Genomic DNA, 19,761 nt, shown 5'->3' on the forward strand with positions numbered 1-19,761 from the left:
GTTGATCGGCACTATTGAACTCATGAGGGGATGCGTTTGAGATCTTGGATATCAGATTGCGTGAGGCACTACCCGTCACAATCCCTTCTTACATGCCGCTTCATCCGCTTTTGTCGAACGAGCCAACCGTGGCGCTGCAAACGTAGGCGTTACGTTCCAGTAAGAACAGGATCAAGCAGCTGCGGTGAAGGTGCGGAGAATGTCCAAGGGTCAACGAGAACTTCGTGCGAAGAGAAACCACGGAAGAATTGATCGCAAGTTTCATTCTGCGGCGAGTCTATGAACGGCGATGCCGGCCTTGGGACGTTGGAGCGTGGACAAATGACGCCTTGCAAATTGCCCGCGATAGACCAAGGTAAACAAAGGCGGTGTGAAGTAGAAGGACACGACGGTTGATAGTAAAACGCCTCCGGCGATAGCGACGGCGAAAGGTGGCCAGAACGCGCCTCCGCCCAGGATCAGAGGCAGAAAGCCGCCAAAGGTCGTAACCGTTGTCGAGATGATGTGGCGGCTTGAGCCGGACACGACCCGCGCCATTGCGCTGTAGTCGCCGTGACTTGCTTCTGGGTCCTTTTGTAATCCGGTCAAAATGATGATGGCGGCGTTGACGGAAACACCTATTGAACCAATGACCCCAATAATTGCTGTAATGCCGAACGGAAATTGCATGATCGCCAGCGATAGCATCGACAGACCAGCGGACAAAACGCACACCACAAGCGTCACAAGTGTCAGCCGGAACGAGTTGAAGGTCAGCACAATGGTCGCAATCGACAAAGTGACGATCAACCCGACCGACGCCAGCAGGTTGCCGACTGTGTTGGAGCGCGCGTCGCTGTCCCCACCCAATGACACTGTGTAACCTTGCGGCAGGACAAAGCCGGACGCATCAAGCGCCTCCAATACGTCCTGCAACGCCTCTTCGGGCAAAACACCCGGTACGATAAAGGCCTGAATGGTGTTTTCGCGCACGCCGTCTGTCCGGGTGATAACGCTTTCGGCGGGTTCGATCACGGGTCGGGCCAGTTCGGACAATGGCACGGCAGGAAATACACCGGTCGCGGACACCTCGGCTGCGTTCGGCAGCAGGATTGGCATACTCACGATCTGGCTGAGGTCCGAGCGGATGTCGTCACCCAATCGGACACGAACGGGCAATTGTTCTGTGCCTTCAATCAGTGATCCGCCGGTAATGCCCACCAGTGCGGTATCAAGCTGACCTGCTATATCCGCGACGTCCAGTCCGAGAAGTCGGGCTTTTATCTCATCGATTTCAAACCGGATCTGTGGGTTGCCGCCATTGACGCTGGCCCGGGCTTGAGTGACCAGATCAAGGTTGGCCATGATCGAGCGGACCTCATCCCCGAGATTGCGCAGAACCGTTATGTCCTGTCCCTGGATTTTAACCTCGACCGGGGCGGCAACTGGCGGGCCCTGCACCAGATCGCGGACGATGATCTGGGCGTCAGGGAAATCAATGTCCAGCTGGCGCTGCAGGGCACCAACAAGTCGGGCAGCGTCGTCCGGGGTTTCGGTTGTTATCATGGCCTGCGCAAAGCCCGGCTCGCGCGAGCGGTTGCCGACTATGTTGTAGTAGAAGGCCGGGCCCGACTCGCCCACTGTCCAATAGACACTCTCAACGCCCTCATCAGCCAACAGCATATCGTCGATCTGCCGCGCGGTTGCTTCTGTCGTGGCAATGGACGTACCGCCCGGCATATCGACTTCGATGTAGAACTGGTTGCGGTCAACGCCGGGAAAGAACTGCGCTGTCAGAGTTGGAAATGCGGCAAAGCCCAGCACAGGCAAAACCAAGGCCAGCGCGATGGACCGTATCGGGTTGGCAACGGACAAACGGATCGAAGCCTCAAAAAGGCGGGCCAGGGGTGGTATTCTAATGCCCCGGCTCAGCATGCCTGCGTCCGTGCGGTCAGACAGAACCCAACCCGCAATCGCCGGGGTCACAGTCAGCGCAATCACAAGTGACCAAACCAGCATCAGCACCACTGCGATGGCGATGGAGCCAACGAAATCCCCTGCCGGTCCGGGCAGCAGGATCATCGGTGTGAACGCAAGCGCGGTTGTGACAGTCGAAGCCAATAGCGGCGCAGCCAACCGGCGAACGGAGTCCCGAACCGCAGCAAGACGGTCCATACCTGCCTGCAGGCGACGACGGATCTCGTCGGTCATCACAATTGCCGCGTCGACCAGCAGGCCCAATGCCACGATCAAGCCCGTCACCGACATCTGGTGAATGGGCAACCCGATCATGTTCATTGTCGCAAGCGTCGCCAAGGAAACAACGGGCAGAACCAGCGCCACAATCGCCGCTGCGCGGACACCCAGTGTTACCAACAGTACCGCAATAACCAGTGCCACGCCGATGGCCATGTTGATACCAACATCGGTCAGACGGTCTGTTGTGTATTGGCTTTGATCGAACAGCAGAACTTCTTGAATGCCCAAAGGGACCGATGCAGCACCGGCCTGCAGCTCATCCTTCAGGAAACCGGTCCAGCGATCGATTTGCACGCCTTCCTGCGCGAGGACTCCGACCAGAACGGCTGGCTTGCCATCGGCGAAAGCAATCGAAGACTGCGGGTCGCGCGCGCCCCTATCAACCTTGGCGATATCGCCAAGTTGCACCACCGCACCTTCGGCGCTTTCGCGCAGAACGATGTTCCGGATGCGATCAAGGGTTTCGATTTCACCGCTGATGTTGATGGTAAGGTCTACGCCGGATTGCAGACGACCGGACTGTACCTTGCCATCGGCCTCTGCAATCCGCTGAGAAATCTCTACGGCGCTCAGACCCAGGGCGGCTGCCTTGTCCATATCGACGCTGACAAGGACCTCTTCGTCCGGTTGCCCGAAGTAATCCACGGCACGCGTCGCCGGTATTGCGCGCAGCCGGTCCCCCAAAGCTTCGGCATGACGCGACAGCAGAGTGGTCGGGACATCCGGGTTATCTGCGCTGACCGCGATAACGGCGGAGTAGGCCGAAATACCTTCTGCATCAAACTCCGGCGGCAAAACACCTGCAGGAAATGTCTGGCTCGCATCATCGACGGCATCCCGCGCCTCGGCCCAGACTTGTTCGATGGTTGCTTCGTCCAGCGTTTCAATCAACTCAACCGAAACAACGGAAACGCCTGAACGCGACACGGAGCTGATCTCGTCCACCTCGGCGATTTTCCGAAGTTCTTCCTCGATCTCAGCCGTGACCAACGCTTCGACCCGTTCCGGGTCTGCACCCGGGAATTGGGTTGTGACGGTCGCAAAAAGATTGGTGATTGTTGGGTCTTCCTGCCGACCCAGCGACAAGAACGAAGACATCCCCGCAGACACAAGAACCAGAACGATCAGTGCGACAAGCCGGGGATGACGATAGGTCAGGGTTTCCATTGGGTTCCTCCGTTACTCACCAGTGTTGAAGGAAACGCGCTGACCAACGGTAACGCGCTGTGGCCCCTGATCGATGAGGACGGCGCCATCCGGAAACGTGCCGCGCACGAAGACACGATTGTCTTCGGCATGCAGCACTTCGACCGTTGCCAAGCGCACTGTCTTCTGCGCGTCGGCAACCAGCAAAGTCCACTGGCCGCGCGCCCCTTCTTTGAGAGACGTCGTCGGCACCCAGGTCCCGGTACTTTGCACCTGATCAAGAACATGAACACGCGCGGTTTGCCCGAACGCAACATCCATTCCGTCGATCAGATCAAACAGCGCTGTTCGGGTTCGGGTGACCGGGTCAACATCGGGGCGCAGCGTTGCCAGCTTTGCGCGATAGCTTTCGCCAGCGATTTCTATTTCAACATCCGAAAACAGCGAGGGGTCAACGTCCAACGGAATCCCGATCCGAACCTGTGGCGAGACAACCTCGACCATGCCCAAGACCAGCTCACCCGAGCGCAATGTTTCCCCGCCGTCCACATGCCTGGAAGTGATTTGGCCCGCAAACGGGGCTTCTATGCTGGATTTCTCAATCCTTACGGTCACATCGCGCAATCCAGCATCGATTTCGCCAATTCTGGACAGCAGCTCATCTTGTTGGGCCACAGCCTCATCCAGGCGTGCCTGACTGGTATAGCCTTGTTCGATAAGCTTGGCGTTTCGTTCAACCGTCTTCTGCGCAAACGTCAACTGCGCGGCGATTGCGGCACGAGAGGCCGCCAGGCGGTCGCGTTCTACTTCCAACAGAGCGATATCCAACGTCGCAAGAAGCTGCCCCTTGGCAACGTCGTCACCTTCATCGGCAAGGATTTGATCCAGCGTACCATTAAGTTCGAACGATATATCTGCCGCGCGTTGCGGTTCGACCTGACCGATAAAAACGCGATCAACGCTATAAGTGCTTTCGGACTTTATTGGTGTTACGGACACCGGAGTCACAGCAGCGGCATCAGGCGCTGGAACGGCGTCAGCCCGACGCGTCAGTTCAGAAGTTCCGACAAAAACAGCCCCCACAGCGACGGCGATAATCCCAAGGGTCAAACCCAGTCGAAAGGTCCCGCGCAGGACGCGCGAAGACCGGCCAGGTTCCGGTGTCTCAGATCGATGTGTTGCAGGATTCGGCATTCGGGGACCTCATCAAGTTAGTATCTCTAACATATGTTAGAAGTTCTCACTTTGACAAGGGATACGCGATCTGTCACATCTTGGATCATGACAAGTACAGAAAAAATTCACTCGTCAGAAGGGCGACCTGCAGGAAAGAAAGCGTATCACCACGGTGATCTTCGTTCTGCTCTGACCGAGGCAACCCGAAAGTTGGTTGAAGAAAAGGGCCCCGACAGCTTTTCGGTGTCAGAAGCCTGCAGATTGGCCGGCGTGTCGACAGCAGCCCCGTACAAACACTTCAAAGACAAGACAGAAATGCTTGTCGCAGCCGTTCTTGAGGGGATGGACCGACACCGGACCAGAATGCTTGCCGCGCTTGACGGTATTCCGGAAGGATCACCAGAGCGCATCACGGCGATTGGCATGGAATATATCGCCTTTGCTTTAAATGAACCGGGAATTTTCCGGCTAAAGTTTGGCGGGTTCACAGATCGCATCGCAGATCCGCGTCTGGAAGAAGGTGGACAGCAAAGTTTTGGAATTCTTTTGACCGAGGTCGCAAAATGCCTGGGCGAGCCGACGATCACAGAAGAGGTCCGTCGCCGTGGTTTCCTGCTGTGGAGTTTCGTGCATGGCCTTTCGTTCATTCTGCATGAAAAAGGACTTGCCGAAAAAGGTTCGGAATTCGAATTGCACGATCTTCTTGAGGATGTTTCTGAAAGAATGCTGAGCTGACCACTCTTCCATTCAGTTGAGCTGGGCCAACGCACCTAAGGAAGCCACAAGGCGACTAGGGTTTGTGGGCTAAGCAGCCGTTACTTTGGTCATCGCATGATGGCACTGTCGCTTGGTTCGTATTCGTCCGGGAGTTCGGCTTCCGAGACACATTATCCAATTCAGGCTTCCCAGTAGGGCGGCGAGCCGAAATGGGAACGCAGGTGGTCGACAAACGCCGTGACCTTTTTCGATCCCCGCCTGTTTGGCAAATAGACTGCATGGATCGCCGTATCCGTTTCGCCATGTCCGGCAGTCCAATCCGGCAAAACCTGGGTCAAACGCCCCGCCTTGAGATCCTCGCCCACCAGCCAACTCGGCACCATCAAAAGACCGCCTCCGTTGATCGCGGTTTGACGCAGCATCTCGGAGTTGTTGGCGACCATGCTTCCTTTGACCTTCAGGTTTAGACTATTCCCGTCTTTTTCCATGCGCCACGTGCGATCTCCGTCTGTGAATGCAAAGCAGAGACAGTTGTGGTCTTTCAGCTCGTCAGGGTGCTGCGGGATACCGTGTTCACCCAGATAGTCCGGGCTAGCGCACATCAGCCGCCTGTGTGGCGCGAGTTTGCGCGCGATCAGGCTGCTGCTGTCGAGCCTGCCAATGCGGATGGCGATATCGATCCGATCCTCGACCAGGTTGACGAAACCGTCGCTCAGCTGGAAATCCAGTTCAATCTCGGGGCAACGCCGCATAAACGAACCCATCGCAGGGGCCACGTGCATCGAGCCGAGGACAACCGGCATCGAGATTCTGAGCAACCCACGAGGCGCGCCGCCCGCTTCACTGACGCTACGGTTTGCATCATCAAGGGCGTCGAGCACCAGAATGGTCTGATCCAGATAACGCGCGCCCGTATCGGTCAGCGTTACGCTTCGGGTCGACCGGTTCAAAAGTTGCGTGCCGAGGCTTGCCTCAAGTGAATTTACTTGCCGTGTGAGAGATGACGTAGCCATCCCCATACGACGCGCGGCGGGCGCGAAGCCGTCTTCCTCGACTACGGCGCGAAACGCGCGAAGGGCGGCAAAGTAGTCCATCTTTACTCCAAGCCATCGTTGCGTATTGCGCAATACTATTGTCGATACTTGGGAGATTATCAACGTGGCGCTGCTGGATCATATTCCTCTCAAACCCAACATTAGGAGTACGACCATGGCCAAGGATATGACTGTCATAGACATAACCATGACCTCGGATTTCATCTGTCCGTGGTGCCGCATTGGTGAAAAACGGCTTGAGAATACGCTGGCGATGCTGTCGGACGGCATCAAGGTAAATCTTCGTTGGCAACCTTTCGAGCTCAATCCCCACATGCAGAAAGAGGGGATGGACCGCAAAGTCTACCGGTCGATGAAGTTCGGTTCGTGGGAGCGGAGCCAGTCGCTGGATGCTGGAACCGTCAAGGCGGGCCAGCCCGATGGGGTGGCGTTCAACTACGACATCATTGAGCGGACGCCCAACACCTTTGCCGCGCATAAACTGACGCATTGGGCAGACACCCAAGGTAAACAGTCAGACGTCGCACACCGCATCCTGAGCGCGTATTTTGCCGAAGGGCGGGATATCGGCGATCCTAAGGTTCTTGCGACAATTGCCGCAGAGGCGGGTTTGAGCGGCGACGAAGCCCTGGCCTATTTGATTGACGAAACGACCAATGCCGAAACGCGAGACTTGCTGAAGGCGACAGCGCGCTCGGGCGTGCGGGGCGTTCCACAATTCGATATCGAAGGTACAATTGTAAGCGGTGCAAAGCCTACGGATGTACTGGCGCAGTTAATTCGGTCGGCGGCACACCAGAAGTCAGCAGGCCAGTGCGCTGCGGGTTAGTGGCAAGGCCTTTGATGAGCAACTTGGGTTGGGCAAGACGGCCCAATCCCCTTTGATGAATTTCAAACTCCAATCTCTGAAACACTCGAAGCCAAGGCTTTGATGACCCTGCCAAATGTGGGTGTCGACCCAACGAACTTCATCGCTGTGGCCTGACAAAAAGGAAGAGAACCAATGATATCTCAAGGCCCCAAAACACAACGCACAACATCGGGCATGTCACAGCACCCAAAATTCACCGACAGTTTTGCATCCGATGGATCCGCATTTGACCTGTCCGCAGCCGCGATGATCGCGTGGTCCCCATTGGGTTCAATAGGCGAACCTGTTGCACTGCACAAACAGGAGGTTTACCAATGACACTAGCCAACCCAAATGCCTCGCACCGGGGGTTTTCCCAAACCTTCGCACCGGGACACCTGTCGCTCGGCCTGATGATGCCAACCGCGCCGCTTGTGCACGGCATTCCGAACATGATTGGACAGCTGGACCAGGCGGCGCGGATCGATGAGCTTGGCTTCGCCGCGCTCTGGTCTCGCGATGTCCCATTGTTTGATCCTGACTTCGGTGATGCCGGTCAGATTTATGACACGTGGGTATGGCTGTCTCAATTGGCGGCGCGGACAAAAAGCATCGCCTTGTCGACAGCAGGCATCGTTCTGCCTTTGCGCCATCCCATTCACGTCGCAAAGGCCTCGGCATCATTGGATGTGCTATCGGGTGGCCGCTTCATGCTGGGTGCGGCTTCGGGCGAACGTGCAACGGAGTATCCCGCTTTCGGCTATGACCATGCCGGCCGCGGCGCAGCATATAGGGACGGCATCAACACGATCCGTCACCTGACCGAGCATGATTTCCCTCGGTTCACGTCTGGGCGCACGTCCTTTGATGGCGGTCTTGATCTGCTTCCCAAGCCGACCGCGCCGCGCCTTCCGATCTTTGCAATCGGCAGCGGGCAGCAAAGCGTGCAATGGATTGCTGAGAATATGGATGGATGGATTTCCTACCCCCGTGACATCGAAGATCAGCGACGTCGCATCGGGCTGTGGCACACCGCCTTGGACCAACGCGCGCAGGGCACCTTCAAACCTTTCGCGCAATCCCTCTTCGTCGATCTGACCGATGATCCCGACGCGCCTGCAAGCCCTATTTTCCTGGGCTTCCGCTTTGGGCGGAACCGGTTGATTGAACATCTGGAGAGCTTAAAAACCCTTGGCGTCCATCATGTGATGATCAATTTGCGGCACAGCACACGACCGGCATCTGAGGTGATCGAAGAATTGGGTGCGGAGATTCTGCCGTATTTTCCAACCCTTGGAAGCGTTGCGCAAAATGCAAAGAAGTTGACGGAAACTGCATGATTATTACGGCATCCAACAAGCAATAGCTTGAATTCGAACCACTGAGACAGCGGAAAAAGGATGAGTGTTATGTCCAATCACAAAAACAGGGCCATTGTCATCGGCGGCTCTCTGGGTGGGCTCTTTGCGGGCAACATGCTCAAGAAAGCCGGATGGGAGGTCGATATCTACGAGCGCTCGGCGCATGATCTCGACAGTCGGGGTGGCGGAGTCGTGCTGCAACCGGACGTTGTTGAGGTGTTCCGAGAAGCGGGCGTCGATATCAGCACCATGCGCCTTGGCGTTCCGTCCAAAAACCGGATCGTCTACCGCAAAGATGGCAGCATACAGGACAAACGCCCCGCGCAGCAAATGCAGACGTCCTGGTCTTTGATCTACACCACGATGAAAGAGGCGTTCGGCGATGCGCATTATCACCGGGGTCGGGTTCTGACATCCATCGAGCAGAACGAAGACGCCAAAACCGTGACCGCGATCTTCGAAGATGGCTCGCGCGAGACCGCAGACCTTCTTGTGGGGGCCGATGGAAATGGCTCGACCGTGCGCCAACTGATCTGGCCGGACGCGCAACCGACTTACGCTGGCTATCTTGCCTGGCGCGGTTTGATCCCCGAGCAAGAACTGACCCCCGCCGCCCGAGATGGTTTGGCCGGCGATTTTGGTTTCGCGAATACCAAAGGGTCGCACATTCTGGGCTATCTTGTTCCCGGGGAGGGAAACGCGACAGAGCCTGGCAAGCGGTTTTACAACTGGGTTTGGTACCGTGTCGCGGACCAAGACACTCTCAGGAAGATCATGATCGACAAGAATGGCAAACAGCGTGGATACTCGATGCCCGAGGGAAAGCTGTCCGACACCTGGAAGGCGCATGTCTATCAAGAGGCTGAAGCGTTCTTGCCAAAGCCATTCCACGAGGCGGTTCTTTCGACACAGGAACCCTTCGCGCAGGCGATCCGCGACCTAACCGTGCCGAACATGGTGCAGGGACGCGCCATCCTGATTGGTGATGCAGCTTTCGTCCCCCGGCCGCATACCGCAGCAAGCACGTCCAAAGCAGCGGCGAACGCCCTTGCGCTGTATGACGCGCTGACCCGCCACCCCGACGACGTCGATACAGCGCTACACCTCTGGGAGCCGGGCCAGATGATGCTGGGGACGATGCTGTACCGTCAGGGCATCCAAGCGGGCGACAGCCTGTTGTTTCGCAAAGATATGAGTGAGCGGATCGGCTAGGATAACCACTAGAAAGGGGTGCGAAAAGACCAAAATCATCACCTAAACTAAAGATGCTTGGCCTTTCTTTGACCGGGCGAAAGCTCTGCCGATAGCAATGGGGGTCGCCGTTCAAACAGGGCAACGTTTCCACCTTTGCCACCTGTGACGCTTCTTCTCTAATGGTAGGGGGACGTTGTCTTGGGTGGTTGGAACCCCGCTCTAAATGGAGCGATGTATCTCTCGAACATCGTATCGCACGTGACGATCATGCATCCGCGTGACTGGTTCAAGGCTGATCAGGTCCTGAAACAAAGGATTGAGAAACTCATCAATGAAAGCAACGTCGCCGTCCTTTGGAACCGGGAAGTCATTGATTTCCTCGGTGCGGGGTCTGTTTCGCGACTGCAGTTGACGAGAAACCGTTAGCGGAGCTGAACGTGAGATCGCAACCGATGCGGCGGTTGTGGTGATCAGTCGCGATCCAAAACCCCAAACGTCAGACAGGCGGGCGCAACTCGTGCCAACGGGTCAGCTTTTGAAACTCTTCTGCAAGTTCTAGCAGCGAGGTCTCCTGATATTGATGGCCTACAATCTGCAGACCAATCGGTAGACCCGTTTTCGTCTGCCCACAGGGCAGGCTCATTGCCGGGTTGCCTGTAAGATTAAACCCACATGTAAACGGCACGAGGCTTGCCAGCTCCTGTGTTGGATCAAACTCCGCCAGAGGCATCGCAGTGCGTGGTGTTGTTGGTGTCAGCAAGACCTGCGCGTCCGCTTCCTGGAGTGCCTGAGTGAGCTCATGCCGCAATTGCGACCGGACGTTTATCGCGTTCAGCAGCTGATCCTCGGGAATATCCAGACCAGAACTGATCATTTCAGCAACCGCGGGCGCGAAGTCCTCGCGCCGATCTTTCAGGGTCTCCCGATTGGCACATGCCAGCTCTGCCGCAAAGAATGTGACGATTGCATCCACAGCCAATGGCAGCGTTGGAAGCTCAACTTCAACAACCTCAGAGCCGTTTTGTTGGAAAACAGAGAGCGCTTGTGAAAATGCGGCGATGATTTCCGGGTCAAGGCCGTATCTTTGCGTCACGGCCTCAAGAGTTGCTGCTCCGAGAACTGCGAGTTTCTCGGCGGGACGCCGTCTTTCGCCATTGACCGGTCGGCTTCTCAATGTTGCTTTGTCCTGCGGATCGGGCCCTGCGAGGATGGGCAGAATCCGAGCGATCTCAGCGGCGGATCTGGCGATGATTCCAACATGATCTATCGACGGCGCTGACGCCTGCCGCATAACACCATACGAACTGATCAGGCCCCAGGTCGGCTTCAGACCGGTGGTTCCCGTCATTGCCGCTGGTATACGAACAGATCCTGCCGCATCAGTCCCCAGTGCAAAGCGGGCAGACCCAACCGCAACCGAGACGCCTGCGCCCGCGCTTGAGCCTCCAGGGTAGCAGGCTAAGTCCCATGGGTTGCGTGTCGGTGGTCGGTCCAGTCCGCAGGTTAATTCATGCGCGACTTGCGTTCCGACCAATACACCTCCTGCGGCGCGCAGCCGCTCAACAACTGCGGCGTCCTTTGGGGGTATACGGCTTTCATAGGCCTTTGATCCCCCTGACGTCACCACGCCTGCTACGTCGAAAACCTCTTTGACCGCAAATGGCCAGCCCTCGATATGGGGCGATTGAGGATCGACACGGGCGTCAGCCGCATCGGTCTGAGCTTTGGTAATCAACAGATGCTTGTACGCGTGCACTTTCTCTTCTGTGCGAGCCAAAGCATCCAGAGCATCTGAGAGCGGGCTGTCGGTGGTAGTGGACATAGGTTCTCCTGAGCTCCCCGTTGGTTCTCAATTCAACCACAAATCAAATCGCTATTTGGTCTCATGACCATCCAGTCGCTTATCAATCGGCTGAGACTCCCAGCTCATCCAGCAGCTTGTAGTCGGTTGGCGGATCGTCACAAATTCCTGGACCACACTCTAACAGAGCTGAGCCGGCGTTGAGTACCGCCAAGAGCAGGATCAGAAAAAACGCCGTTTTGGCCAGCGGGCTGCCGCCGAACCTTTCGGTTGCCCGGACGTCCGACGCCAGATCGTATTGTTTTTCAAAGACAAGCATGATCGCGGTTCCAAGGATGACCAAGCCAAAGGCTATTCCCGCCCAAGTATAAAAATGCAGGCCCAGCACAGGTGAGCCGTAGTGCCCTGTTCCCGGAACGATGTGCAAAAGGATCTGCCGGATCGAAACACTTATGCCGAAGATCGCCGCAACCAGAACTATTCCATAGTTCCTTGCGCGCGTCCCCCACAACAGGTTCAGCCCCAAACCAAACCCAACAGCGACAAACCCGACGCGCTGTAACAGACACAATGGGCAAGGCAATTCGTACAAAACGAGCTGAAAATAAAAGGCAAGTGCCAATACAAGACAGACCGCAAGGGCGCCCAGCGCGTTCATGTTTCGAGCGAATTCAGGTGACATCGATCGACCTCAAAGCTGGATGGAAAGTGGGGTCGTAGCGTGGAATTTAAGCCAATATGTGCTCATCAAAACGGCGAGGACGAAGATGGCGTATGAGACTTTTACGAAGTTGAGATAGGCAAACGCCATCGCGCTTGCAAAAAGTGCAAAAAGCAAAGCGATCATGGGATGCTCCTTACGGATCAAATGGATCTATTGAGGCGAATACCGCTAAGCTGGACCGGTTCCGGTCCTTTAATCAAGCCTTTAGCTATCATTAGATGTGCTCAACGTTATCGGCTGCTCGCCATGCATCGATTTTGCGCTAAGGCGAAGGTCGGCAATGCGCACTGCAGACGGCATCAATGTTGCGTCTTATAGGCCGTTTGTCGTTCTCAATGCGCTATGCAGCAAATTTCCGTTCGTCCATTTTTCGAACCTGGGCGCTACGAGGCACATCTTGGGGACATCATAGACAGGGTCTTTTGGTTCTTGCGTTGCAAAATCAACGAGCAACCAATCGGTAAATGCAAAAGATGCAGCAAAAACTTCGACGATTATGTAACCTGAGCAAGCAAGCATCGTTTCAAGAGCAGTCGGAAAATCGAACTTATGGCAGCGCAATCTAACCCAGGTTCGGACGCATCGGACGGAGAGGCTCAACGGAAATCTGCTCCCAAGAAACTTGGTCTGTTTGCCATGACCCTACTGGTTGTGAGTGCGATGTTTGGCGGCGGAGTGTTCAATATTCCGCAAAGCATGGCCGAGCAGGCTGCGCTGGGAGCGATTCTCATCGCATGGTTGATCAGCGGACTGGGTATTTTCTTTGTCGCGCGAAGCTTTCAGGTTCTGGCCGATATCCACCCCGAGATGACCTCAGGCATTTACATGTACGCCCGCGCAGGGTTCGGCAGGCTTGCCGGGTTCCTGATCGCGTGGGGATATTGGCTATCCGTCGCATTCGGAAATGTCAGCTATGCCGTTCTTCTGATGGACGCCCTGAATTACTTTTTCCCGCCATACTTTCAGGACGGGAATACGTGGCAGGCCACGCTGGGTTCGTCTCTGATCATCTGGGGTCTGTGTTTTCTCGTCATGCGTGGCGTGAAAGGGGCGTCGCTTCTGAACAGTATCGGAACCGTGGCCAAGTTCTTGCCGGTTGTTGTTTTCTTGGCGGTGGTGGTTTTCTTCTCGTTTGGAAAAGGTCTGATCACCGCGGACTTCTGGGGCAATGCCCCTGATCCTCAGCATGCTGGCAAACCCTTGGGCAGTCTTCTGGACCAGATCAAAAGCACGATGCTGGTGACGCTCTGGATGTATATCGGCATCGAATGTGCCGTGGTGATGTCCGATCAGTCTGATGCCAAAACCGTCAGCCGGGCAACCATCCTGGGCTACTTCATCGTCACGGTCATCTTTGTTCTCATCTCGGTCGTGCCATTCGGGGTGATGTCCCAAAGTGAGCTTGCTGCACTGGCCCCGCCATCTACTGCGGGCATTGTGATGTCGCTTGTGGGCTATTGGGGCGAGGTGTTTATCAATTTCGGCGTCATCATTGCCCTGCTCAGCTCTTGGCTGGTTTGGACGCTGTTGGTGGCTCAACTGCCGTGGGTCTGCGCAAAGGACGGAACCTTTCCAAAGTTCTTCGCCAAGACCAATCAGGCCGGTATTGCGTCGAACTCTCTGATCATTTCAACCGCTATTATGCAAGCCGCCGTTATCGTTGTCTATTTTGCCGACAATGCATGGAACCTGATGTTGTCGATCACGGGGGTGGTGATCCTACCAGCGTATATCGGATCTGCGATTTTTCTGTGGAAGGTGATCTGGTCGGGCGATTACCCGCGCACCGCTGAATACGGCAGGAATACGGCCCTGATCAGCAGCCTGCTTGCGACGGGTTTCGGGCTGTGGCTGGTCTACGCGGCGGGCATTCAGTTCATGCTGGCGGGCGCGATTATCTATGCGGCCGGATTGCCGATATTCTATTGGGCGCGGCGGACTGCTGCAGATTCGTCCGCCGCATTTGACCGGGCCGAGGTATTGGTTGCCGTGGCTCTGGTGTTGTTGGCAGGACTCGCCCTGTGGATGTTGATCGATGGGCGGCTGCCACAGGTATTTTCGGTTTGATGTATTAAACCTTCCTGCGCGGTCCAACCGTTGCGATCCGCTGGTTGACCAGGATGTTTGTGCTGTCCAGCCCCGGTTCCTGCCCATGCAGGTCAAAGTCGATATCAACGTCCGACTGAAAGACCAGGCAATGTGTTGAACCACCAAAATGGAACATACCAATCTCGTCACCTTTGGTGACATGCTGGCCTTCGTAGACGGTTATGTCACAGGTTGAAACTTCGGCCATGCCGATGCCGACGAAACACATAAGGCCAATATCCGGATTGTCCGCTTCGATGAATATCAACGCGCGCGTGGCCACCTCGGCGATGTAACCCTGCGAGGCATTCGGACCGGCAGGGTCCAGACCTTCCGGCATGATTTCCGAGTAATAGGTTCCTTCGATCCGACGGGTTTTGACAACCCGACCCGATACCGGTGCATGCCAGCGATGATAGCTGAGTGCGCTCAGGAACGCCTGGTAAACAGTGGCCGAGTCAAAGTGATGAACCAGCGGATCGTTATCCAGCATGAATTGCAGCGCGTAAGGTTGGGCTTTGATCCAGAACTGATCACGCAGCTTTACATCTCGGGCGACGCGATAGGGTGCGGATTCGCAGGCGTTGACGACAACCGAATCATCGCCCGGCGCAGCAATCGGTCGGACCCCTTCGCGAAACCGGCGCGTAAAGAAATCGTCCCAGGATTTGAACCCGAAGTGAGGCAGTGACGGGTCGCAGATGAAGTCTTCTTTGAAGGTGGGCATCGCTTTTTGCGCATTTGCGCCGAACCACCCTGTTTTCGGGTCATCAGTCAAAACCGATCTGCTTTCCGGTGATTGCAGGAAAATGGCCCATTCATTCAGCATATCGCGCAGACAGGCATCGATCTTGTCATCCAAAAATCCGGCCCAGCCACCGACATTCGCCATCGACCAGTCGAGGATCGCATTAAACGGAAATCCCACCAATCCGCTTTCATTGAATTCGGGCGCGTGCGTCATGATCGTATTGAACAGCCGCAGCATATGTTCATAGTCGCGCACCTGCGGCTTGCCCGAAGGCGAGGTTTTCTTGCTCTCGGGGACCTCCTGAAACATCTGCGAAAAGAACATATATGCCTTCGCATCGGTCTCGATCAGGGTTTTCAGCCTTCGTACAGATGGCAACAGCGGGCTGGTGTCCTGCTCGGCCTTGTCGGCGATTTTGGCAGACCAGGCGTCCAACACTTCCTGATCCGAAGGCAACCATTTGCCGACTTTGTAATGAACGTTTACAGACGTTTCTTTCGAGGTCATCGTAAGCACCTTATCCAACTGCGTTCTGGTCCATCTCAACCCAGACGATACTACATATCCAGTCGCCGCCCAGTCTATTTGGACACAGACACTTTACAACCTTGCGGTGTCCACGATCCCGACATCTATCGCCAGAAGGATCGCGCAGATGCAGGAGCGTGGTAACCCCGAGCGGCTGTCGCAGTATACCCTCCTATCGGTATGCTATGAGCCGCGCGTGAAGGCGATCCTGATGATCCTTGGGAATAGGTGCCGCGGTCTATCCAACTTCCGGAAAGAGCCCATTTTTCTGGGCGGCGCCCTGTGGCCCAAGGATCGATTGGCGGAAATCGTTACCGCGCTCGTCAGGATGCCGTTGGGGCATAGCTTCCGTCTTCGCGGTGCACTTCACCCCCGCTGAGCGGTGGATTGAAGACGCAGACCAGTCGCAGGTCCGTATCTGTGGCACGGACCCGGTGCCGGTCATGCTGGTCGAGTGCATAGAGTGTGAATGGCTCAAGCGGGTACCAGGGTTCATCGCCCACCGCTTTGATCTGACCCTTGCCCTCGATGCAATAACAGGCCTCAAGATGATGCGTGTATTCAAGCTCAAGCTCTGCGCCCATTTCGATGAGCGTATCGGTCAGTGAAAATCCCATGCCGTCAGACGCCACCAAAAGCCGTCTGCTGTTCCAACCCGGGCCGGAAACGTCACGTTCAGTTCCAAGAACTTCCTTGAGTGATCTAACAATCATTCCTCACCATCTTTCTCTACCTTACCGCTCGGTTCATTCCGTCATCTGACGGTATGCTCTGGCAATCAACATAACGGGCTCCTGCGTTGGCAGGGAACACGCAAGTCTGTCCAATATCCCGGAACGTTGCGGAGTGCTGAGCAAGGATTTCCCGGCGAGCTTATTCAAACAGATCCGCGTTATCGTGGAACCCGGGTAACAGGTTGTTCAGGCGAGTATTGTGTCGCGCGTAAGAAAGCTTTCCCATGATAGCCTAGGCTCAGGACCCATTGAGCTTCGTCTATCGACGAGGTCCATGGTTCGAAGACTGAACACTTGTTGTGTCTGCTCAGGTTAACAGATGCGCAGAAGCACGCCTTGAACCTTTCTTCCCCTAGTCACGCGCCTGCATCCATGGCTGGAAATAGCGGAAGGAAGCGATGAAACACCACAACTCGATACGACCGCACAACACATTGAGCCACTGCCCGCCGGGTTCGGAAACCGTCGTCCCCACAAACCCAAGTCCGATCATGCACTAACACTCAAACCCGCGCCCGACACTGGAGCAGGCTCAATGGCGCTCTGTTCGTTTTCTTCGGCAGCGGCCTGTTTCAACGAGACAGCCTAGTCGATACCACTCTATGAATTCGTTCTGAAATGGAGATGATTAAATATCTCGATTCAGAATTTGAGAGTGTGATCAATTCGTTTGAGTGGACAGCGCCACATTGGAAATACCACATCACGAGATCGCCATAACCAAAACGCTATGAGAGCGGAAACACTGCGATCGAAGCCACTAGTCATTGAGTTGCTCGACAAACATCGGATAAACCCTTTCAGGTAGCAAAACAGCGCAACTGGTTGTTACTTGGGCCCCGCCATCTGGTAGTGATTTACCGCAGGCCGTTCCAAGGTGCCTTATCCGCGACGTCTTCAATCTCGTACCCGATTTCGCCGACGCATGGACCCAAGATGGCCAGAAGCGTTGCATCGTGATCACCAACATTAAACGTGGCGTGGACCATATCGGCACCAACAAAAACCGAATCCCCCTGTCCCATCACCCGCATTTCCTCGCCTAGCCACTGTTCGACCTCACCCGCGACACAGTAGATAACCTCTTCCTGAGTGGGATGTTTGTGAAAATTGTGGCCATGTCCGGGCGCAAGGCTAACCTCAATTACAGTGAGTTGCCCAGCACCAGTCGCGGGCGGATTGCTCATCCACTTTAACTTACCCCATTCGAGCGTTTCCTGCGGAGTTTCCGCCGACAGCATGAATTTTCCGATCATCCCAATTCTCCGGTATTGTTTTGGTCACGCGATAGTTCTGGACGTTGCCGCTTTGTGATCAAGCGACCCCTTTGGAGGGTTCAGCACTCCGCCGCAGTTTTCCGAATTCGGCGGTCTGGGCTGTGATGGCCCGTTCGGTGGGCAGTCGCTCCATGGATGATGCACCATAGAAGCCATGGCAATCGGGGCAGAGGTCAAGGAATTTCTGTGCATCCTCAGGTTCCGCGAGCGGGCCTCCATGGCAGATAAAGATCAGGTCATCACGATAGGCCCGTGCCGCTGCGGCCCATTCATCATAGAGCCGCGCGCATTCTGCGATATCGGGCGCGCTGTCCCCGGCCCCGATTGAACCGCCAGTGGTCAGTCCGAAATGCGCCACGATGACATCCGCACCTGCCTTGGCCATTTCCGCGGCATTGTCGGCGCTGAACACGTAGGGCGTGGCCAGCAGGTCGCGTTCACGGGCCTTGGCGATCATCTCGACCTCCATGTCATAGGACATGCCGGTTGCCTCAAGCTCGCGCCGGAAGCGCCCATCGATGATGCCCACGGTGGGAAAGTTCTGAACACCGGCAAAACCCATGGCGGCCAGATCGTCCAGAAACTTGTCCATGATACAGAACGGGTCGGTGGCGTTCACCCCGGCCAGAACCGGCACATTTTTGACAACGGGCAGCACTTCGCGCCCCATATCGACGACGATCTCGTTGGCGTTGCCATAAGACATATAGCCTGCCAGCGACCCACGGCCGGCCATGCGATAGCGGCCTGAATTGTAAATGACGATCAGGTCGATGCCGCCGGCCTCTTCGCATTTGGCGGACAAGCCGGTGCCTGCTCCGCCGCCGACGATCACCTTGTCTGCTGCGATTTTGGCCCGCAGGCGGCCAAGGATTTCTGCACGTCCCGTGACTGCCATCTCAGGTATCCTTCTTTGTATAGATTTCGTTGAAATTGCTGATCGCGGCCTCCGCAAAGGCGGGATCATTGATATGCAGGTCCAGCTCGACCAGTTGCCGGTCGGGGGTCTGGACCACCGTGTCGCGCAGCGCCTGGAAGAGGGCCTCGTTGGCTGCCGGGTCGTGGAAAGCCCCGCCCTCGATATCCAACGCAGAGACCCCGCGCAGGGGCAGCAGGAAGCGCACCGGCCCTTCGCAGGCGTTCAGCTTGTTGCCGATCCACGTGCCGATCTGGGCGCATTCCTCGGGCGTCGAGCGCATCAGCGTGACCTGCGCGTTGTGGTGATAGAAATTGCGGTCTTTGAACTGCGCGGGCACCGACTCAGGTGCCCAGAAATTCGCCATGTCCAGTGCACCGCACGAGCCCACATAAGGCAGCTTGCTGCGCGCAATACTGTCGAGCCGTTCTTCGCCCGCACTCAGCATCCCGCCCACGATCAGGTCGCAGATTTCGGTCGTAGTAATATCGAGCACCCCGGCCACGTCGCTCTGATCGACCAGTTGCTCCATCGACCGGCCACCGCTGCCGGTGGCGTGGAAGACGAGGCAATCGTAATCGCCGGACAGCCCTTCGGTGATGGCTTGAACAGCAGGGGTAGTGACACCGAACATCGACAGAACCAGCGCGGGGCGGTCATCGGTGGCCTCGGGCACCGCATTGGCCATCATGCCCGCCAGCGCATGGGCGGCGTTGCCAAGCAATTTGCGCGACACGCGGTTCAGGCCGGATACATCCGTCACCGGGTGGAACATATTCACATCCGACGCGCCGACATAGGCCGAGACATCGCCCGAGGCCAAGGTCGAGACCAGCACCTTGGGCACCCCGATCGGCAAGGCTTGCATCGCGGGTGCGATGATCCCGGACCCGCCCGAGCCGCCCAGCCCGATGATGCCACCCAGATCGTCGCGGCCCAATACGAACGCTGACAAAGCACGCGACATCTCGGTTACGGCCTGCCCCCGGTCGTTCACGAACACCGAGGCCGGGCCTTCGGGGTGGCAGGCGGCGACGCTGGCGGCTGTTACGTCCACGCCAGCCTCGCCGCCTTTGGTGCCGACATTGACCAACACGGTTTCCATCCCTGCCGCATCGATCAGATCGCGCACATAGCGCAGTTCCGGCCCTTTGGTGTCGGCGGTGCCGATCACGTAAGCTCTTTTTGTCATCCTCTCTCCCTCC

General features: G+C 56.4%; 17 protein-coding genes. 6 read left to right on the top strand and 11 right to left on the bottom strand.

Annotation, left to right across the window (positions count from 1 at the left end; all coding sequences use genetic code 11):
• Window positions 1-261: 261 nt before the first annotated feature.
• Window positions 262-3,405: an efflux RND transporter permease subunit gene (locus tag ACR3EN_RS18840; protein ID WP_480820275.1), complete on the bottom strand. Its 3,144-nt coding sequence runs from the start codon at window positions 3,403-3,405 to the stop codon at window positions 262-264.
• Window positions 3,406-3,417: 12 nt separating this feature from the next.
• Complete coding sequence (locus ACR3EN_RS18845; protein WP_480820273.1) at window positions 3,418-4,578, bottom strand: efflux RND transporter periplasmic adaptor subunit; 1,161 nt, start codon at window positions 4,576-4,578, stop codon at window positions 3,418-3,420.
• 87 nt (window positions 4,579-4,665) lie between these two features.
• Here ACR3EN_RS18845 and ACR3EN_RS18850 point away from each other — a divergent pair, with 87 nt between their 5' ends.
• Window positions 4,666-5,295 carry a TetR/AcrR family transcriptional regulator gene (locus ACR3EN_RS18850; RefSeq protein WP_480820271.1) on the top strand — a complete coding sequence of 210 codons (630 nt, stop codon included), beginning with the start codon at window positions 4,666-4,668 and terminating at the stop codon, window positions 5,293-5,295.
• A 161-nt stretch (window positions 5,296-5,456) separates the two neighbouring features.
• Here ACR3EN_RS18850 and ACR3EN_RS18855 read toward each other — a convergent pair whose 3' ends face one another.
• The gene (locus ACR3EN_RS18855) at window positions 5,457-6,371 is read right to left on the bottom strand and encodes a LysR family transcriptional regulator (protein WP_480820269.1); all 915 of its coding nucleotides are present in this window, start codon (window positions 6,369-6,371) and stop codon (window positions 5,457-5,459) included.
• A 64-nt stretch (window positions 6,372-6,435) separates the two neighbouring features.
• On the opposite strand from ACR3EN_RS18855, the gene ACR3EN_RS18860 reads away from it, so the two are divergent.
• The 4 genes from ACR3EN_RS18860 (at window position 6,436) to ACR3EN_RS18875 (ending at window position 10,163) form a co-directional block, all read left to right on the top strand.
• Window positions 6,436-7,161 carry a DsbA family oxidoreductase gene (locus tag ACR3EN_RS18860; protein WP_480820267.1) on the top strand — a complete coding sequence of 242 codons (726 nt, stop codon included), beginning with the start codon at window positions 6,436-6,438 and terminating at the stop codon, window positions 7,159-7,161.
• Between the two features lie 356 nt (window positions 7,162-7,517).
• Complete coding sequence (locus tag ACR3EN_RS18865) at window positions 7,518-8,522, top strand: LLM class oxidoreductase (RefSeq protein ID WP_480820265.1); 1,005 nt, start codon at window positions 7,518-7,520, stop codon at window positions 8,520-8,522.
• A 69-nt stretch (window positions 8,523-8,591) separates the two neighbouring features.
• On the top strand, window positions 8,592-9,755 hold the full coding sequence (locus ACR3EN_RS18870) for an FAD binding domain-containing protein (RefSeq protein WP_480820263.1): 1,164 nt from the start codon (window positions 8,592-8,594) through the stop codon (window positions 9,753-9,755).
• Window positions 9,756-9,935: 180 nt separating this feature from the next.
• A complete protein-coding gene (locus tag ACR3EN_RS18875) occupies window positions 9,936-10,163 on the top strand; it encodes an NAD-binding protein (RefSeq protein ID WP_480820261.1) in 228 nt (75 codons plus the stop codon).
• 70 nt (window positions 10,164-10,233) lie between these two features.
• On the opposite strand, the gene ACR3EN_RS18880 is transcribed toward ACR3EN_RS18875, so the two are convergent.
• From ACR3EN_RS18880 to ACR3EN_RS18890, 3 genes are all read right to left on the bottom strand, one after another.
• Entirely contained in the window at window positions 10,234-11,559 is a 1,326-nt protein-coding gene (locus tag ACR3EN_RS18880) for an amidase (protein ID WP_480820259.1), read from the bottom strand.
• Window positions 11,560-11,641: 82 nt separating this feature from the next.
• Window positions 11,642-12,196, bottom strand: coding sequence for a disulfide bond formation protein B (locus ACR3EN_RS18885; protein WP_480858203.1), 555 nt, complete (start codon window positions 12,194-12,196; stop codon window positions 11,642-11,644).
• A gap of 33 nt (window positions 12,197-12,229) precedes the next feature.
• The gene (locus ACR3EN_RS18890) at window positions 12,230-12,385 is read right to left on the bottom strand and encodes a DUF5993 family protein (protein WP_480820255.1); all 156 of its coding nucleotides are present in this window, start codon (window positions 12,383-12,385) and stop codon (window positions 12,230-12,232) included.
• Window positions 12,386-12,811: 426 nt separating this feature from the next.
• Here ACR3EN_RS18890 and ACR3EN_RS18895 point away from each other — a divergent pair, with 426 nt between their 5' ends.
• A complete protein-coding gene (locus ACR3EN_RS18895; protein WP_480820253.1) occupies window positions 12,812-14,329 on the top strand; it encodes a basic amino acid/polyamine antiporter in 1,518 nt (505 codons plus the stop codon).
• Window positions 14,330-14,333: 4 nt separating this feature from the next.
• On the opposite strand, the gene ACR3EN_RS18900 is transcribed toward ACR3EN_RS18895, so the two are convergent.
• The 5 genes from ACR3EN_RS18900 to ACR3EN_RS18920 all read right to left on the bottom strand — a co-directional run bounded on the left by ACR3EN_RS18900 (window position 14,334) and on the right by ACR3EN_RS18920 (window position 19,748).
• A complete protein-coding gene (locus ACR3EN_RS18900) occupies window positions 14,334-15,608 on the bottom strand; it encodes a phophatidylserine decarboxylase associated domain-containing protein (RefSeq protein ID WP_480820251.1) in 1,275 nt (424 codons plus the stop codon).
• 344 nt (window positions 15,609-15,952) lie between these two features.
• A complete protein-coding gene (locus tag ACR3EN_RS18905; protein ID WP_480820249.1) occupies window positions 15,953-16,342 on the bottom strand; it encodes an ectoine synthase in 390 nt (129 codons plus the stop codon).
• 878 nt (window positions 16,343-17,220) lie between these two features.
• Window positions 17,221-17,619, bottom strand: coding sequence for a cupin domain-containing protein (locus ACR3EN_RS18910; RefSeq protein WP_480820247.1), 399 nt, complete (start codon window positions 17,617-17,619; stop codon window positions 17,221-17,223).
• Window positions 17,620-17,677: 58 nt separating this feature from the next.
• Window positions 17,678-18,538, bottom strand: a complete 861-nt coding sequence (locus ACR3EN_RS18915; RefSeq protein WP_480820245.1) for a phosphoenolpyruvate hydrolase family protein — start codon at window positions 18,536-18,538, stop codon at window positions 17,678-17,680.
• 1 nt (window position 18,539) lies between these two features.
• Window positions 18,540-19,748, bottom strand: coding sequence for a Tm-1-like ATP-binding domain-containing protein (locus ACR3EN_RS18920; RefSeq protein WP_480820243.1), 1,209 nt, complete (start codon window positions 19,746-19,748; stop codon window positions 18,540-18,542).
• Between the last annotated feature and the right edge of the window lie 13 nt (window positions 19,749-19,761).

This window comes from Ruegeria sp. G7 (assembly GCF_056535465.1).

Bases quoted from the DNA above. Each gene is read 5' to 3' on its own strand.
- ACR3EN_RS18840 (WP_480820275.1), bottom strand. From the start codon at position 3,405: ATGGAAACCCTGACCTATCGTCATCCCCGGCTTGTCGCACTGATCGTT.
- ACR3EN_RS18910 (WP_480820247.1), bottom strand. From the start codon at position 17,619: ATGATCGGAAAATTCATGCTGTCGGCGGAAACTCCGCAGGAAACGCTC.
- ACR3EN_RS18915 (WP_480820245.1), bottom strand. From the start codon at position 18,538: ATGGCAGTCACGGGACGTGCAGAAATCCTTGGCCGCCTGCGGGCCAAA.
- ACR3EN_RS18885 (WP_480858203.1), bottom strand. From the start codon at position 12,196: ATGAACGCGCTGGGCGCCCTTGCGGTCTGTCTTGTATTGGCACTTGCC.
- ACR3EN_RS18850 (WP_480820271.1), top strand. From the start codon at position 4,666: ATGACAAGTACAGAAAAAATTCACTCGTCAGAAGGGCGACCTGCAGGA.
- ACR3EN_RS18895 (WP_480820253.1), top strand. From the start codon at position 12,812: ATGGCAGCGCAATCTAACCCAGGTTCGGACGCATCGGACGGAGAGGCT.
- ACR3EN_RS18900 (WP_480820251.1), bottom strand. From the start codon at position 15,608: ATGACCTCGAAAGAAACGTCTGTAAACGTTCATTACAAAGTCGGCAAA.
- ACR3EN_RS18870 (WP_480820263.1), top strand. From the start codon at position 8,592: ATGTCCAATCACAAAAACAGGGCCATTGTCATCGGCGGCTCTCTGGGT.
- ACR3EN_RS18905 (WP_480820249.1), bottom strand. From the start codon at position 16,342: ATGATTGTTAGATCACTCAAGGAAGTTCTTGGAACTGAACGTGACGTT.
- ACR3EN_RS18920 (WP_480820243.1), bottom strand. From the start codon at position 19,748: ATGACAAAAAGAGCTTACGTGATCGGCACCGCCGACACCAAAGGGCCG.
- ACR3EN_RS18880 (WP_480820259.1), bottom strand. From the start codon at position 11,559: ATGTCCACTACCACCGACAGCCCGCTCTCAGATGCTCTGGATGCTTTG.
- ACR3EN_RS18890 (WP_480820255.1), bottom strand. From the start codon at position 12,385: ATGATCGCTTTGCTTTTTGCACTTTTTGCAAGCGCGATGGCGTTTGCC.
- ACR3EN_RS18845 (WP_480820273.1), bottom strand. From the start codon at position 4,578: ATGCCGAATCCTGCAACACATCGATCTGAGACACCGGAACCTGGCCGG.
- ACR3EN_RS18855 (WP_480820269.1), bottom strand. From the start codon at position 6,371: ATGGACTACTTTGCCGCCCTTCGCGCGTTTCGCGCCGTAGTCGAGGAA.
- ACR3EN_RS18865 (WP_480820265.1), top strand. From the start codon at position 7,518: ATGACACTAGCCAACCCAAATGCCTCGCACCGGGGGTTTTCCCAAACC.